Origin of the sequence: Streptosporangium sp. NPDC050855 (genome assembly GCF_044456585.1) — a bacterium.
In the GTDB taxonomy this organism is placed as follows: Bacteria; Actinomycetota; Actinomycetes; order Streptosporangiales; family Streptosporangiaceae; genus Streptosporangium; species Streptosporangium longisporum.
In genome coordinates, this window is the sequence record NZ_JBITFY010000011.1 from 100,377 (window position 1) to 115,838 (window position 15,462).

The window sequence follows — 15,462 nt, forward strand, 5'->3', positions numbered from 1 at the left end:
TCCGCGGTGGAACGGCGGCAGAATGCCGTCAGCGCCGGATCAGACCGGGCGCCCACCGACCATCAGTCGAGGATGCTGGCGTGCAGGGCGCGCAGCACCGCGTTGGTCCGGTCGCGCGCCCCGAGTTTGAGCAGCAGGGTCGAGACGTGGTTCTTCACCGTGCCTTCGGCCAGGAACAGAGCCTGGGCGATCTCGCGGTTGCTGTAACCCTCCGCGACGAGCCGCAGCACCTCCACCTCCCGTTCGGTGAGCTGCTGGACCGCCGGCAGGCCGTCGTCGTCCGCCGACCGGCGGCGGTGCACCGCGCGCAGCAGCCGATCGGTGATCGACGGCGAGATCAGCGTCCCTCCGTCGGCCAGTACGCGGATGGCCCGGGTCAGCCGTTCGAGCGTCACGTCCTTCAGCAGGTAGCCGCACGCCCCCGCCCGCATCGCGTCCAGCACCAGGGTGTCGTTGTCGAACGTGGTCAGCACGAGCACCGGCGGCGAGCCGTCCGCGCGCCCCTGCAACGCCCTGAGCACCCAGATCCCATCGTGGCGGGGCATGCGCAGGTCGAGCAGGACGACGTCGGGGGCGTGCTCCTCGATCGCCGCCAGCGCGGACATGCCGTCGTCGGACTCCCCCACCACCTCGATGTCGTCGGTCAGGTCGAGCAGACCGCGGATGCCCTGTCGTACCAGGGTCTGGTCGTCGACCACGATCACCCGGATCACCGCGCGGGCACCCTGGCCGTGACGCGGAAACCGTCACTGCCGTCGAGCCGTACGTCGCCGCCGATCGCGTCGATCCGCTCCCTCATGCCGCGCAGCCCGTTGCCCGGCCGCAGCTGAGGGCTGCCACGCCCGTCGTCGACGGAGGTGAGCTTCACGGCCCGGTCCGGGGTGCTCTCGATCCGGATGCGCAGCGAGGTCGCGTTCGCGTGCCGGATGGTGTTGGTGACGATCTCCTGGACGACGCGGATGAGCGTCATGGTCACCTCCTCGGTGGGGCGTACGTCGTCGTCGATCCACACGCCGACGTCGAGGCCGGGGATGTCGCGCACCACGGCGGCCAGGGACTCGCGCAGGTCGGGCGCGTCGGCGCGCAGCTGCCCGACGGTCGTGCGCACGTCGCGGAGCATGTCCCGAGCCACCCGGTCGGCGCGCTCGATGTGCACGCGCGCGCCAGGGCCGTCACGGTGCCGGGCGACCTCCAGCTCCAGGGTGAGCGCCGTGAGCTGGTGTCCCATCAGGTCGTGCAGTTCGCGGGCGATGCGCAGGCGTTCGTGGGCGCGTGCGGTGTCGGCCAGGATGACGCTCGCCGCCCGCAGCTCCAGATGCGCCTCGCCCAGCTCGTGGCGCATCCGCTGCTCCCGGATGGTCGCCAGCGAGCTCAGCAGTGTCGCGACCTGGATCAGCAGGTACAGCAGCGCGCTGAGGCCGATCTGACTGGAGGTGGCGCCGGTGAGGCCCACGGTCACGGCGATGACGACGGTGTTGAGCACGACCACCACCGGGCCCGCCCACGGCGGCGCGACGTACGCGCTCAAGGCCGCGGTGAAGACCAGCAGGATCGGCAGCCACCCGGCGCCGGGCGCCGCCAGGATCGTCAGCCACCCCAGCACGACGGCCGCGCCGTAGCAGGCCCACGCCCGCCTGGGCCGACGATCCTCCCAGGCCGCCGCGACCAGCGAGGCGGCCAGCAGCGCCACGAACAGCACACCCCACACCGGCCGGGGCACCTGTGTCCCGGCCGCGCCGAGCAGTATCGGGGCGCCCACCGCGAGGCACACCAGCAGTATCGCCAGCCCCGCCCACACGTCCGGCTCGATTCGCCGCATACCGATACTCTACTGACGCTCGCATCCGCGCCGAGGTGCCGAAAGTCATGGGTGCCGATACTGACCATCGGCACAGGCGCCATGGGTCCGCCCTTCCTAACGTCGACGGCATGCATGCGACAACGTCATCTCCCGCCGTCGAGGCGGACCGTCTGCACAAGCGCTACCGTTCCAAGGTCGCCGTCGAGGACGTCGGCTTCTCGGTCGCCGTCGGCGAGATCTTCGGCATTCTGGGACGCAACGGAGCCGGAAAGACGACCACCGTCGAGCTGGTCGCCGGGCTCAGGCGGCCCGACCGCGGCACCGTCCGCGTGCTCGGCCTGGACACCCGGCGCGACCGGGCCCGGCTGCGCCAGGTCCTCGGGGTCCAGCTGCAGGAGGCCGCCCTGCACTCCGCGCTCACGGTCACCGAGTTGGTCCGCCTGTACGGAACCTTCTACCGAGACCCGCTGCCGACCGGCGAGCTGATCGAGTCGGTCGGCCTGACCGCTTCTCACCGCACCCGCTTCGAGAACCTCTCCGGCGGCCAGCAGCAACGGCTGTCGATCGCGCTCGCCCTCGTCGGGCGGCCCCGGGTGGTGATCCTCGACGAGCTCACCACCGGGCTCGATCCCGAGGCGCGCCGCCAGATGTGGTCGACCCTCGAACGACTGCGCGAGTCCGGCGTGACCGTCCTGCTCGTCAGCCACGCCATGGAGGAGATCGAACGATTGTGCGACCGGGTCGCGCTGCTCGACGAGGGACGGATCATCGCCCTCGACTCACCCTCCGGACTCGTGCGAAGGGCCGGGTTCGCCCAGAAGGTCACCTTCCGCGCGGCCACGCCCGTGCCGAGCGGGCTGCTGGAAGGACTCGACGAGGTCGAACGGGTACGCGCCGACGGCGACCGCGTCGTCGTCGAAGGCCGCGGTGACCTCATCCAGGCCGTCAGCGTCGCACTCGTGCGCGCCGGCGTCGTGGCGACCGGGACGCGCAGCGAACAGGCCGGCCTGGACGACGCCTTCGTCGTCCTGACCGGGCACCGGCTCGACACCGAGGGGGAGAAGATCCGATGACGGACGTCGCCGTCCACCGCCCCGGCCCGCGAGCCTGGGCCGCATTGCTGATCTGCGAGCTCAAGATGGTCGCCCGCGACACCGCCGGGCTGATCGTGCCGATCGGCCTGCCCATGCTCATCCTGGTGATGAGCGCCTCCTCCGCCGGCCGGGAGACGATCGCGCACGGCCGCACGGCGTTCGACGTCCACGTGCTGCCGCTGGTGTTCACGATGGTCGTGGCCACGACCGGCATCGTCAACATGCCGAGCTTCCTGGCCTACTACCGCCGCAGCGGCATCCTGCGGCGGCTCGGGGTGACGCCCGTCTCGCCCGCGCTGGTCCTCATCGCCCAGGCGGCCGCCGGCGTGCTGCAGATCGCCGTCGGCGTCACGGCCGCCTGGATCCTGGCCGTGCTGGCGTTCGACGCCAATCCCCCGGTGCGCGTCGGCGCGGCGCTCGGCGTGCTGGCGCTGACGGTGGCCGCCATGTACGCCGTGGGCCTGATCGTCGCCGCACTGTCGCCCACCCCGAACTCCTCCGTGGCGATCGGCCTGAGCGTCTTCTTCGTCCTGGGCGCCACCGGCGGCATGTTCGGCGGGCTCGACAGCCTCCCGGAGGCGATCACGGCGATCGGACGGTGGCTGCCGTTCGGCGCCGGGAGCCAGGCCCTGTCGGCCGCCTGGATCGGCGCCCCCATCGAGGCCTCCAACCTGATCGGACTCGCCGCCGCCGTCGTGTTCGGCGGCGTCGTCGCGGCCGTGTTCTTCCGCTGGGACCAGGCTCTGTCTCCTTGAACGGAACCGGCTCCTCATCGACCCGCCGGCTTGAGGATGTCGGCCCATCGTGCTCAGCGTCGCGTCCGGTTGAGGATGGCTGCGAGGTGAAGTGCCGCCTGCGAGGCCGCTTGCGTGGCCGCTTGCGTGGCCGCTTGCGTGGCCTGACCACCACACCGAAGGTGTCCGCCAAAGCGGGGCAAGCTCAGTCCGCGACCGCGACTGGTCACCGGACACGTGGGAAGAGTGGGCCCGCACCACCTTGACCTCCCAGCTCTGCGCCGACCCCGGCTAAGCGGAAGGACGTCAGGAACGGCGCGGCCCCTGACCGGGGAGCCGCCTTCGACGATCACCGCGAGCCGGCGTCCGAGGCGGCGGGCCAGAGCGGCGCCGAGCGTCGGGGCTCGGCGCCGCCGGGGTCGCCCGTGGAGGTCATCTCTGGACGAAGACGGCCACGGTGTGCGCCGGGACGGCGAAGGTTCCGGTCGCGGGGTCGTAGGCGGATCGTTTGACGGTGGGATCGGTTCCGTTCCTCTGGGCGGGGTGGAGACCCTGGCGGGTGCCGGCCAGGCCGGTGAGGGGCTGGGAGCGGGCCTGCTCGGTGGCGTTGCAGATGACGGTGACGGACCTGCCGGCGCCCCTGAGGCCGGTGCCGTCGAGGTGCTGGGTGATGACGCCGGGGATCTCCCCCGCGGTACCCGACAGGGGGAAGGTGAGGCCTTTCTGGACGTCCGCGCGGGTGGTGAGGGAGAACAGCGGGCTGGAGCGTTTGATGTCCAGGAACCGCCGGTAGGCGTCGGTGGTGTCGGCGATGGTCCGGCAGCCCGGGACCAGGGCCGGATCGGCCAGCAGGGGCCTGGCCAGGGGCCAGGTGTCCCGGTTGCTCTCGGCCAGGGGCAGGCCGCGGCCGAAGCCGTTGCCGTCGGCGCAGTCCCAGTGGACGGCGTTGAACCAGTCACCGCTGTCGTAGGAGTTGTCGTCCAGGGACTTGGAGCGCAACAGGTCGGAGCCGGCCTGGACGAGGCCCGGCCCCTGGGGCAGGGCGGTGGTGGCCAGGGCCAGCGCCTGGAGACGTCCCCGGACCCTCATGGGGGCGGGGGTCGTCGGGCTTGCCGCCGCGGACGGCGTCGCGGAGCCGGTCGTTGAAGGTGCCGATGCCGGTTCCGGCCATGTTGGGCTGGGTGGCCTGGACGAAGCGGGCGTTGTTCGCGACGACCCCGTAGTTCCAGCCTTCGCCGTACAGGTAGACGTTCTTTCCGTCGACGCCGTCGCGCCGGGGGGTGAGCCCGGCCAGGGCCGCCTGGACGTCGAGCATGGTCTGCTTGGGGTCCAGGCCCATCAGGTCGAACCGGAATCCGTCGATCCTGTACTGCTTGGCCCAGGTGGTGACGATCGCACCCTGCGAATGATCAGGAGGGCTCGGCGGGGTTCCTGCTCAAGGACACCGGGCCCGCCGGCACCGCCGAGGTTCATCGGCGCTCGCGCGGCACCTATGGCGTTCCGCGGAACCATGCCGTCTTGCATCGGGAAGGGGCCGGTCGTGGTCGGCGCCGGGTGGCGCGGCTGATGAAGGCGGCCGGGTCGCAGGGCCGTCCCCGGCGCCACCGGCAGCAGACCACGATCACCGACGGACGCCTGCGAGGCCACGCGGTCGCCCGTGAACCTGCTCGCCGGACCACGCCACGACACCGTCCTGACCGGCTGATTCGTCCTGAGCGCATCCTCATCGCCTATGCCACGCTCGGTCACCGCCGAAAGCGGGCCAGAGCCGAATACGAGACAGAGCCGTTCACCGGGCAGACCCACTTCGGGCGGGGGCCACGTTCGGGAGCGGAGGGCCTGAGCGGAGAGGTCGGCCCGCTGCCCGGGCGGGGTTCGGGCTCGAGGCGAGGGTGCCGGCCGGTGCCTGAGGGGACCACGCCGGCGTGCCGGACGCCGCCGGATCGGCGATCACGAAGAGAGCGCTCCCTGTCAAAGGACGGTTGCGTTCACCTTTCCTGTCGGCGACGGAGCGCCACGGAACGGGCTCATCTCGACGGCCGACCGGATATGACGCGGAAAACGCTCTCCTGAAAAGCCGCCGGTTCGACCAGCTCAGAGGGCACCGGCACGGTACAACAGGAGGACCGGGGAGCGTTCCCCGGAGCACGTCGATGTTCGCCGGGGGTGTGCGGGCTGTTTCCGCCAGGTTAAACAGCCTCTTGACAAGGATTGTCGAGCAAGAGCAATCTCGGGTTGGGAGAGCGCTCCCTCAGCTTTTCCTCGGTGTCCCCCTCCAGAGACCCCGAACCCCCCGCCCCGAGACCCTGACCACCGGTCCACCCCCCACAGAGACCTGGAGTCTCGCCCATGGCCTCGCTCCGCCGATGGTTACCCCCCCTGACCGCTCTCCTCACCCTGTCCGCGCTCCTGTACCCGCTCCCGGCCACCGCGACGACGCCCGCCGCGATCGCCACCGCCGTGATCGCGACCGACACCACGACCGCCGCCGCGGCGCCGGCCGCCGCTTCGGCGAGTGTCGCCGCCCCGCCCGTCGACCCCACCAAGTTCCAGCAGGTCACGCTGGCCAAGGGGGTCGCCGAGGTGGGAGAGCCCATGACGATGGCGGTGCTGCCCGACCGCTCCGTCCTGCACACCGCCCGTGACGGCACGGTCCGGATCACCGACGCCGCCGGGAACACCAAGGTGTCGGGCAAGCTCTCCGTCTACTTCAACGACGAGGAGGGCATGCAGGGCGTCGGCGTCGACCCCGGCTTCGCCACGAACCGGTTCGTCTACCTCTACTACGCGCCGCCGCTGTCCACGCCGCCGCACGGTTCCCCGCCCGACGGCACCGCGGCGGAGTTCGCGCGGTTCGACGGCGTCAACCGGCTCTCGCGTTTCAGGCTGAACACCGACGGCACGCTCGACCTCGCGAGCGAGAAGAGCGTGCTGGAGGTCAGGGCCAGCCGTGGCGCCTGCTGCCACGTCGGCGGTGACATCGACTTCGACGCCGCGGGCAACCTCTACCTGACCACCGGCGACGACAGCGAGCCCGGGTTCAACGACGGCTACGCCCCCCTGGACGACAGGCCGAACCGCAACCCCGCGCTCGACGCCCAGCGCGGCGCCGCCAACACCAACGACCTGCGCGGCAAGGTGCTCCGCATCAAGGTCAACGCCGACGGGTCGTACTCGATCCCGGCCGGGAACATGTTCGCGCCGGGAACCGCGAACACCCGCCCGGAGATCTACGCGATGGGCTTCCGCAACCCGTTCCGCATGAGCGTCGACAAGGCCACCGGCGTCGTCTACCTCGGCGACTACGGCCCCGACGCCGGCACCGCCGGTCCCCGCGGGCCCGGCGGCCAGGTCGAGTTCAACCGGATCACCGGGCCGGGCTTCTTCGGCTGGCCGTACTGCACCGGCAACAACACCCCGGCCGAGACCTACGCCCGTTACAACTACGACACCGCGACGATCGGCGCGAAGTACGACTGCGCGGGCGGCCCGGAGAACACCTCGCGCAAGAACACCGGCCTGGTCAAGCTGCCCGCGGCCAAGCCCGCCTGGATCACCTACGACGGCTGCAGCCTGCCGGAGTTCGGCTGCGGCGCGGAGTCGCCGATGGGCGGCGTCGTCTACCGCTACTCCGCCGCGCTGAACTCGCCGGTCAAGTTCCCGCAGTCGCTCGACGGGCACTTCCTCGCCGGTGAGCTCCAGCGTCAGTGGATCAAGGACATCGAGGTCAACGCGAACGGCACCCGGGGCACCATCCAGCCCTTCCCCTGGTCGGGCAAGCTGGTGATGGACATGGCGTTCGGCCCCGACGGCGCGCTGTACGTGCTCGACTACGGCACCGGCTGGTTCAACGGCAACCAGGACTCGGCGCTGTACCGCATCGAGCACATCGGGACCGGCGGGCGCGCGCCCATCGCCAAGGCCAGCGCGGACAAGGTCTCCGGGAAGGCGCCGCTGACCGTGGCGTTCTCCTCGGCGGGCAGCTCCGACCCGGACGGTGACGCGCTCACCTACTCCTGGGCGTTCGGCGACGGCGGCACCTCCACCGCGGCCAATCCCACCCACACCTACACCACCGACGGCAGGCGGATCGTCACGCTGACCGTCAGGGACGGCGCCGGCAACACCGCGACGGCCAACGTCGAGATCAACGTCGGCAACACCGCGCCCGTCGTGAGGATCGACCTCCCGCTCAACGGGCAGGTGTTCGGTTTCGGCGACGCCGTGCCGTACCGGATCACGGTCACCGACGCGGAGGACACGACGATCGACTGCGCGAAGGTGAAGATGACCTACATCCTCGGTCACGACACCCACGGCCACCCGCTCGCCGGCGCCAACGGTTGCTCGGGCACGATCCAGACGCCCGGTAACGGCGAGCACGACGGGGCCGCCAACCTGTTCGGGGTCTGGGACGCCGAGTACACCGACGCGGGCGGGCTCACCACCCACGCCCAGCACGTCACCCAGCCGAAGAACCGGCAGGCCGAGCACTACACCACCTCCCAGGGCGTCGCCCAGTACGACAAGCCGGCCGCGCACGGAGCCAAGACCGTCGGCAGCATCGAGAACGGCGACTGGATCTCCTTCGACCCCTACGTCCTGAGCGGCGTCACCAGGCTCACCGCCAGGGTCTCCTCCGGCGGGGTCGGCGGGACGATCCAGGTCAGGGCGGGTTCGGCCACCGGGACCCTGCTGGGCACCGCCACCGTGGCGCCGACCGGCGGGTGGGAGACGTTCGTCGACGTCTCCACCACCCTGACGAACGCCCCGGCCGGGACCACCAGGCTCTTCCTGGTCTTCGCCGGGGGGACGGGGGCGTTGTTCGACGTGGACGACTTCACCCTGACCACCGGGGGCCCGCCCACGGGCACGCTGCTGTCGGCAGGGCGCCCGGTCACCGTGTCCTCGACCGAGAACGCCGCCTCCGCGGGCTCCAACGCGGTGGACGGCAACCTCGGCACCCGCTGGTCGTCGGCCTTCTCCGACCCGCAGTGGATCTCGGTGGACCTGGGGTCCGCCAGGCAGGTCAGCCGGGTGAAGCTGCAATGGGAGGCCGCGTACGGCAGGGCGTACCGGATCGAGACCTCGACCGACGGAACGATCTGGACGCAGGCGCACGCCACGACCGCCGGTGACGGCGGCGTGGACGAGGCGACCTTCACCGCGACCAGTGCCAGATACGTGCGGGTGTACGGCACCCAGCGCGCGACCGCGTACGGCTACTCCCTGTGGGAGATGGAGGTCTACGGTGCGTAATGTCATCGCGGTCGTCACCGCGTTGTTCGTCGCCATGATCGGGCTGGGTGCTCCGGCCCTGGCGGCCGATCCGGCGTACAAGGTGCTGGTCTTCTCCAAGACGGCCGGGTTCCGGCACGACGCCATCCCCGCGGGCATCACCGCGTTGCGCGGGCTGGCGACCGAGAACGGCTTCACCGTCGACGCCACCGAGGACGCCGGCGCCTTCACCACCGCCAACCTCGCCCAGTACCGGGCGGTCGTCTTCCTGCTGACCACCGGCGACGTGCTCAACGCCACACAGCAGACGGCGTTCGAGTCCTACATCACGGGCGGGGGCGGATACGTGGGCGTCCACGCCGCCGCCGACACCGAGTACGACTGGCCCTTCTACGGCGGCCTCGTCGGCGCCTACTTCGCCTCCCACCCCGCCATCCAGCAGGCGACCGTACGGGTGGAGGACCGCACGCACCCCTCGACGGCCCACCTCCCGGCGACCTGGGTGCGCACCGACGAGCTGTACAACTACCGCACCAACCCCCGTTCCACCGCCCACGTGCTCGCCACGCTGGACGAGTCGACCTACTCCGGCGGGTCGATGGGGGCCGACCACCCGATCTCCTGGTGCAAGGCCTACCAGGGCGGACGGTCCTGGTACACCGGTCTCGGCCACACCAGCGCGTCCTACACCGAGCCGAACTTCCGCGCGCACCTGTACGGCGGGCTCCGCTACGCGGCCGGGGTCGTCCCGGGCGAGTGCGGGACCACCCCGACCCCGACGCCCACCCCCACGCCGAGCCCGGGGGTCGTGCTGCTGTCGTCCGGGCGTCCGGTCACGACCTCCTCCACGGAGAACGGGGCGTTCGTCGGGAACAACGCGGTGGACGGCAACGGCGGCACGCGCTGGTCGTCGGCGTTCTCCGACCCGCAGTGGATCTCGGTGGACCTGGGGTCCGCCCGGCAGGTCAGCCGGGTGAAGCTGCAATGGGAGGCGGCCTACGGCAGGGCGTACCGGATCGAGACCTCGGCCGACGGAACGACCTGGACGCAGGCGCACGCCACGACCGCCGGTGACGGCGGCGTGGACGACGTGACCTTCACCGCGACCGGTGCCAGATACGTGCGGGTGTACGGCACCCAGCGCGCGACCCCGTACGGCTACTCCCTGTGGGAACTGGAGGTCTACGGCAGATAGACCGCCGGGGCCGCGACAGCGGGCCCCGGAGGTTTCGAGGTTTCCGGTGACGAGAATCCCGGTCCGGTGCGCCGGGCCGGGATTCCCGGCGTTTCCCGGCGGTCGCCGCGCGGGCGCGGCCCGGGGTTCGAGGCTGCCGGCGCACGACTTTCCACGGCAGAGTGGCTGTGTGCCGCGAGTGCCGCGAGTGCCGACCGGTGTGCTGCACGCCGCCACCCATGGCTCACCCGGCGGGTCGGCCCCGTTCACCGGGCCGGCTACGGCTGCGCGGGCCGGAAGTAGTGGCCCTCCTCCAGGTCCTCGATCAGGCCGGGCCGGGTCGGGTGCCATCCCAGCAGCTCGCGGGTCGATTCGCTGGAGGCGGGGCTGTCGACGGCGAGGACCGACGCCAGCCAGCCGAAGTGCCCGGCGGCGTCGGCGGCGCAGACGGAGCGGCTCGGCAGGTCGAGACGACGGCCGATGATCTCGGCGATCGAGCGGATCGGCACGCCCTGGCCGGCGACCGCGTGCAGGACCGATCCGGCCGGTGCGCCCTCCAGGGCGAGCCGGAAAAGGTGCGCGGCGTCGATCCGGTGCACGGTCGGCCAGCGTTGGGAACCGTCGCCGATATAGCCGGAGACGCCCTTGTCGCGGGCGATGCCGACCAGGGCCGCCACGAACCCATGGTCTCCCTCCCCGTGCACGGTCGGCGGGAGCCGCACGACACAGGAGCGGATGTTCCGGTCGGCGAGGCCGAGGGTCAGGCGTGCGGTGCCCCTGCGGGTCTCCGGGCCGTCGGCCACGTGTGCGGGCGGCGGGTCGAACGTTCGCCCGTCCTCTTCGGTGCTCACACGGCCCGGGGTGAGCCCGAGCAGCCCGGAGGCGAGCACGAACGGCCGGGTGGAGCCGGCGAGCGACTCCCCCAATGTCTCGACGGCGCGGCGGTCGACGTCGGCGGCACTCTGGAAGTCTCCCCGGAAGGCGATGTCGTGGTCGAACGCGAGGTGGACCACGCCGTCCGACGCGGCGGCGGCGTCGCGCAGGATGCCGAGGTCGTCGAGCGTGCCGCGGACCACCTCGGCCCCGGCCCTGGCGAGGGCGGCGGCCGAGCTGCCGGAGCGGGCAAGCCCGACGACCTGGTGACCCGCGTCGATGAGTTCGGGAGTGAGGACGGAGCCGATCCATCCCGATGCCCCGGTGACGAGAACGCGCATGAGTGAGCCTCCGGTCGAGGGGTGATCGTCCCCGTACCGACGGTACGGGGACGATCAAGTGATGTCAGTTACTGTCATCGCACGGTAGCACCTGATGTCAGTCGCTGTCATCGGGTACGATGCCGGACATGGGGCGATGGGAGCCGAACGCACGCGGCCGACTCGAACAGGCGGCGCTGGAGCTCTACCTCGAGCGCGGCTTCGAACGGACCTCGGTGGCGGACATCGCCGAACGGGCGGGGCTGACGGAACGGACGTTCTTCCGCCACTACACCGACAAGCGCGAAGTGCTGTTCGCGGGTTCGAGCGCGCTGCGGGAGCTTCTCGAGGACGCGGCCGTACGGGCTCCCGAGCCCACCCCTCTGATAGAGGTGGTGGAGGCGGCCTTCCGGGCCGCCGCGGTCCCGATGCAGGAACGCCAGGAGCAGGTCCGCCGACGCCAGGCCGTCATCGCCGCCACCCCCGAGCTGCAGGAACGCGAGCTGATCAAACTCGCCTCCCTGTCGGACGCACTCGCCGAAGCGTTGCGGCGGCGGGGGGTGGACGACGTCTCCGCGAGCCTCGTCGCGGAGACGGGCATCGCCGTCTTCAAGGTCGCTTTCCGGCGCTGGACCGAGCAGGACGGGAAGGCCGGGGAGACCGGGAAGAAGGACCTGTCCCACTTCATCGGAGAGTCGTTCGCAGGCCTCAAGGCGGTGACCGGCAAAAGGGCGGGGTCCGGCAGCCGCACCGCCGAGTGCGGTGGTCCGGTTCGACGCCGGTGATGACGGCGGTCTGTCGCAGGGAGTTCGGCGCGCCGCGGGGTCCTTGCCCGGAGCCGGCGGCTTGATCGCGGGCACCGCCTGGACGGGCGCGGCCGACCGGGGATGCCCCGGACGGACGGGCCGGCCGCCACCCGCAGGCTGCGCGAGCCAGGGACGTCGGCGCGGATCATCGTCCTGACCACGTCCTGACCATGTCCTGACCATGTTCGACACCGGCGAGATGGCCCTCGCGGCACTGCGCGAGGGCGCAGCCGCTAGCTCGGCAGGGGGAATTCGGGGCGGCGGCCGATTCGTTCGCGGACGACGGTGGAGCCGAAGCGCCGGTCGATGAGGCGTGCCGCCTCGGCCCACTGCTTCATGGTCTTGACCGGGCCCAAGGCGTTCGTGACGAAGGGGTCGCTCCATCGCGCCTTCGCGCGCTTCCACAGCACGTCGGGGGGATCGGCGAGGATGTTTCCCACCGTTCCCTCGTAGATGGGCATCGCCCGCACCTCTCCGTCCGGCTCGATCTGCAGGACATTGAAGACGATGCCGCGGGCGATCAGTTCGGGGTGCATCTGCAGGATACGGTTGTCGGTCGTGCCCACCATCACCGAGGCAGGTGCGAGGGCTCGCAGCCGCCGGGCGTGGTCCGGGTCGTTCAGCCGGTCGATCTGTTCCTCGGTGAGCAGCTCGTGCTCGTCGAATCGCGGGCGGCTTGCCAATCCCCCCGGTACGGCCGCCCCGAAGGCGATGAACCGAAGATGGCCGAACCGGGACGCGACGGCCTCGCAGAACAGCTCCATGTGCTGGAAATTGCTCTGCAGCAGGATGCAGTCGATGCCGAAGTCGAGGGGCGGTCGCCCGCCGGACCTCCGCTCCGCGCTGACCTCGTCGAGAATCGTCAGCGCCCGCATCGCGCGGGAGAACGAGCCTCGCCTGCCGCGAATGCGGTCGTGCACCTCGGGGGTCGCACCGTCCACGCTGACCACGACCTTGTCGCAGACGTCGGCCAGCTTCCGGGCGGTGTCGTGATCCATCAGCCAGCCGCTGGTGTAGACGGCGACTTTCAGGCCGGCGCCGGCCATGCGTTCGATGACCTGGATCAGGTTCGGGATCAGCAGCGGCTCACCTCCGGCGATCGCGACCCCTTGCGGCCGCATGACGGCGATGGCCTCGGCGACGCGCAGCATGCCGCCCTCGCTCAGTCGTCGTGCGGGCCGCCTGCCCGACTCCGAATAGCAGTGAACGCACCGGAGCGGGCATGCGTAGGTGATGTCCCAGATCACCTCGTCCGGCCCCTCGTGACGTGTCATTTCGTGTCTCCTTCGAACTGCGGTCGTTGTGATCGCCGGGTGTGCGTGCTGCCGAGGCGCCCTGCCCCCGCGGGTTTCCCGATGACCGGCCGGGCCGGCGTGGAGCGGGAGTTCCTCACCGGTTCGCCGTGGGTGCCGATCCTCGTGCGTGCCGTCGAACAGCGGGATGCGTCCGCCCGGCGCGCCGGGCCGCTCCGGTGGGCGACGACGAGGGTGGTGCCGGGGCGGCGGGTGAAGGCCGACAAGGATCGTCCTCATGCCGGGTCATGCCGGGTCATGCCGGGTCATGCCGAGGCTGCCCGCGTGGCGAGCGCGAGGTCGTCCCTCACGGGGCCGAGCAGGAAGTCCACGACCTCGTCGAGCAGCGCCCTGCCGCCCCGGCCGCTCAACGGGTAGTGCCCCCCGCCCGCTACCTCCCGGTAGACGAACCTGCGGTCCGCCGCCAGCCTCCTGGCCAGGGCGCGCGAGTGCTCCACGGGGACGACGTCGTCCTGCTCGCCGTGGACGACCATCAGGGGCGCCTGGATCCGGGGGCACAGGCGGAGCAGGTCTCGTGGGCCGAGGTCGTCGCCGAGGTCGGTACGACCGCCCAGCCGCTCGAGGAGCGACCGCACCGCGGGCGAGCCGTCGGCGTACAGCCGGGGGCCGGACAGGAAGGGGCCGACCGCCACGCACCTCGACCACATCGGTGGGTCCGCGGCGGCTGCCAGCAGGGCCAGGAACGCGCCGTACGACGCGCCGAACAGCATGGGCGCCGACTGCCGCGGGTGGTGGCGCGCCGTGTCGACGACGGCGAGGAGGTGGCGGATGTCGGCCAGATCGGGGCCGCCCCACCGATCCACGATGGCGGCTCGATGCGCGGCCCCGTAACCGGTGCTCCCGCGCTGGTTGGGCGCGATCACACTGATTCCCGCCTGGGCGAAACGCTGGAGGGTGGGGTCGAAGCTCAGGTCCCAGGCGGCTTCGGGGCCGCCGTGCAACGCGACGAGCACATGTTCGGTCCGCCGCCAGTCCGGACCGTAGACGACGGCCTCCATCGGCGCGGCGGGCCCGTCGAAGCGCTCGAGCCGGGCATCGCACCAGGGCGGGGTGTCCGGCGTGTCGTGTCCCTCCACCCACTCCGCGCCGGTGCCGGACGGGTCGACGGCGAGCACTCCGCAAGGATGCGCGGGGGCGGAGTGGCCGAAGCGCAGCGCGCCCTCGGTCCAGGCGCTCGCGAACCCGATCACCCCTGGCGGAATCGGCTGCTCGCGCACCTTGCCGGCGCGCCGCTCGTGGATCAGCAGGCGGGAACGCGCCCCGTCGGTGACCTTCAGCGCGAGCCGGTCCCCGCCCGGGTCGACGGCCAACGGCAGCACGACCCCCTCGATGTCGTTCAGCTCGCCCGGCAGGTGAGCATGCGCGTCACCGGGGGTGAGCCAGCCCAGCTTCACGCCGTCCGGGGTGTCGACCGCGACCAGCACCTCCCCCGTCGCGGGGGACGACAGCAGGACCGCGCCTGCGTCGTGGGCGAACGGTGTCACGGCGTCGTTCGTCAGATCCAGTACGACGGCTCGGCGTTCGCCGTCCACGATGTGATTGGCCGCGAGCCGACGGCCGTCGGGCGTGAGACGGCACTCCTTCGTGATCATCCCCGGTAGGCCCGCGACCGGTTCGAGGCCCTCGTCGGTGAGCCGCTGGATGACCGTGCGGCCGTCCGTGCAGGACACCAGCATGGCCGGCACGGCGGGATCGGGGCTCGCAAAGGCGCGCAACCCCTCGGCTCGCACGGTGGCCACCCGATGCTCGACATGGCCGCCGGAACCGGACGGGGTCATGACGGTCACCTCATGGGTGCCGGATCCAGGCCGTAGCAGGACGATCCTTCCGTCCTCCGCCGGAATCACCTGTGCCGGTACCACGACGGCGGCCGCCGTGCCGATCCGCCGGACGTCCGCGTGCCCCCGCTCGAACGACCACGCCTCGATGGCGGTCCGGCCGTCCCCGTCGACGGCCAGGCAGGCGGCGTGTTCCCCCCGCGCGGAAAATCGGAGGCCGACTCGACGAACCGGGTCGCCCGGCGCCACATTCACCACGATCCCCTCCATCCGGTTTTCGTCAACGGACGAACCCGCCGGGCAAACGCCGTCCCATTCCATCCAGGCGGCC

12 protein-coding genes are annotated in these 15,462 nt (G+C 71.5%); 6 read left to right on the forward strand and 6 right to left on the reverse strand.

Going from position 1 to position 15,462, the window contains the following annotated elements; all coding sequences use genetic code 11:
- Window positions 1–62 precede the first annotated feature (62 nt).
- Both ACIBCT_RS22510 and ACIBCT_RS22515 read right to left on the reverse strand, forming a co-directional pair.
- Entirely contained in the window at window positions 63–713 is a 651-nt protein-coding gene (locus tag ACIBCT_RS22510; protein ID WP_399191458.1) for a response regulator, read from the reverse strand.
- Entirely contained in the window at window positions 710–1,819 is a 1,110-nt protein-coding gene (locus tag ACIBCT_RS22515) for a sensor histidine kinase (RefSeq protein WP_399191460.1), read from the reverse strand. The genes ACIBCT_RS22510 and ACIBCT_RS22515 overlap by 4 nt, the downstream gene beginning before the upstream one ends.
- A 110-nt stretch (window positions 1,820–1,929) precedes the next feature.
- On the opposite strand from ACIBCT_RS22515, the gene ACIBCT_RS22520 reads away from it, so the two are divergent.
- Together ACIBCT_RS22520 and ACIBCT_RS22525 are read left to right on the forward strand one after the other, a co-directional pair.
- A complete protein-coding gene (locus ACIBCT_RS22520) occupies window positions 1,930–2,874 on the forward strand; it encodes an ABC transporter ATP-binding protein (RefSeq protein WP_399191462.1) in 945 nt (314 codons plus the stop codon).
- Window positions 2,871–3,650 carry an ABC transporter permease gene (locus ACIBCT_RS22525; protein WP_399191464.1) on the forward strand — a complete coding sequence of 260 codons (780 nt, stop codon included), beginning with the start codon at window positions 2,871–2,873 and terminating at the stop codon, window positions 3,648–3,650. The genes ACIBCT_RS22520 and ACIBCT_RS22525 overlap by 4 nt, the downstream gene beginning before the upstream one ends.
- A gap of 411 nt (window positions 3,651–4,061) precedes the next feature.
- On the opposite strand, the gene ACIBCT_RS22530 is transcribed toward ACIBCT_RS22525, so the two are convergent.
- Entirely contained in the window at window positions 4,062–4,718 is a 657-nt protein-coding gene (locus tag ACIBCT_RS22530; RefSeq protein WP_399191466.1) for an alpha-1,6-glucosidase domain-containing protein, read from the reverse strand.
- 342 nt (window positions 4,719–5,060) lie between these two features.
- Between ACIBCT_RS22530 and ACIBCT_RS22535 the strand changes: the two genes are divergently transcribed.
- The 3 genes from ACIBCT_RS22535 (at window position 5,061) to ACIBCT_RS22545 (ending at window position 10,062) form a co-directional block, all read left to right on the forward strand.
- A complete protein-coding gene (locus tag ACIBCT_RS22535; RefSeq protein WP_399191833.1) occupies window positions 5,061–5,702 on the forward strand; it encodes an IS3 family transposase in 642 nt (213 codons plus the stop codon).
- Between the two features lie 276 nt (window positions 5,703–5,978).
- Entirely contained in the window at window positions 5,979–8,888 is a 2,910-nt protein-coding gene (locus tag ACIBCT_RS22540; protein ID WP_399191468.1) for a PQQ-dependent sugar dehydrogenase, read from the forward strand.
- Window positions 8,881–10,062 (forward strand): ThuA domain-containing protein, encoded by a 1,182-nt coding sequence (locus tag ACIBCT_RS22545; RefSeq protein ID WP_399191471.1) that lies wholly within the window; start codon window positions 8,881–8,883, stop codon window positions 10,060–10,062. Before ACIBCT_RS22540 ends, ACIBCT_RS22545 begins: the two co-directional genes overlap by 8 nt.
- Before the next feature lie 257 nt (window positions 10,063–10,319).
- Here ACIBCT_RS22545 and ACIBCT_RS22550 read toward each other — a convergent pair whose 3' ends face one another.
- A complete protein-coding gene (locus ACIBCT_RS22550) occupies window positions 10,320–11,255 on the reverse strand; it encodes an SDR family oxidoreductase (protein ID WP_399191473.1) in 936 nt (311 codons plus the stop codon).
- Window positions 11,256–11,383: 128 nt separating this feature from the next.
- Between ACIBCT_RS22550 and ACIBCT_RS22555 the strand changes: the two genes are divergently transcribed.
- Entirely contained in the window at window positions 11,384–12,019 is a 636-nt protein-coding gene (locus tag ACIBCT_RS22555) for a TetR family transcriptional regulator (protein WP_399191475.1), read from the forward strand.
- A 254-nt stretch (window positions 12,020–12,273) separates the two neighbouring features.
- Here ACIBCT_RS22555 and ACIBCT_RS22560 read toward each other — a convergent pair whose 3' ends face one another.
- Entirely contained in the window at window positions 12,274–13,314 is a 1,041-nt protein-coding gene (locus ACIBCT_RS22560) for a radical SAM protein (RefSeq protein WP_399191477.1), read from the reverse strand.
- 284 nt (window positions 13,315–13,598) lie between these two features.
- The gene (locus tag ACIBCT_RS22565) at window positions 13,599–15,389 is read right to left on the reverse strand and encodes an alpha/beta hydrolase family protein (RefSeq protein WP_399191479.1); all 1,791 of its coding nucleotides are present in this window, start codon (window positions 15,387–15,389) and stop codon (window positions 13,599–13,601) included.
- Between the last annotated feature and the right edge of the window lie 73 nt (window positions 15,390–15,462).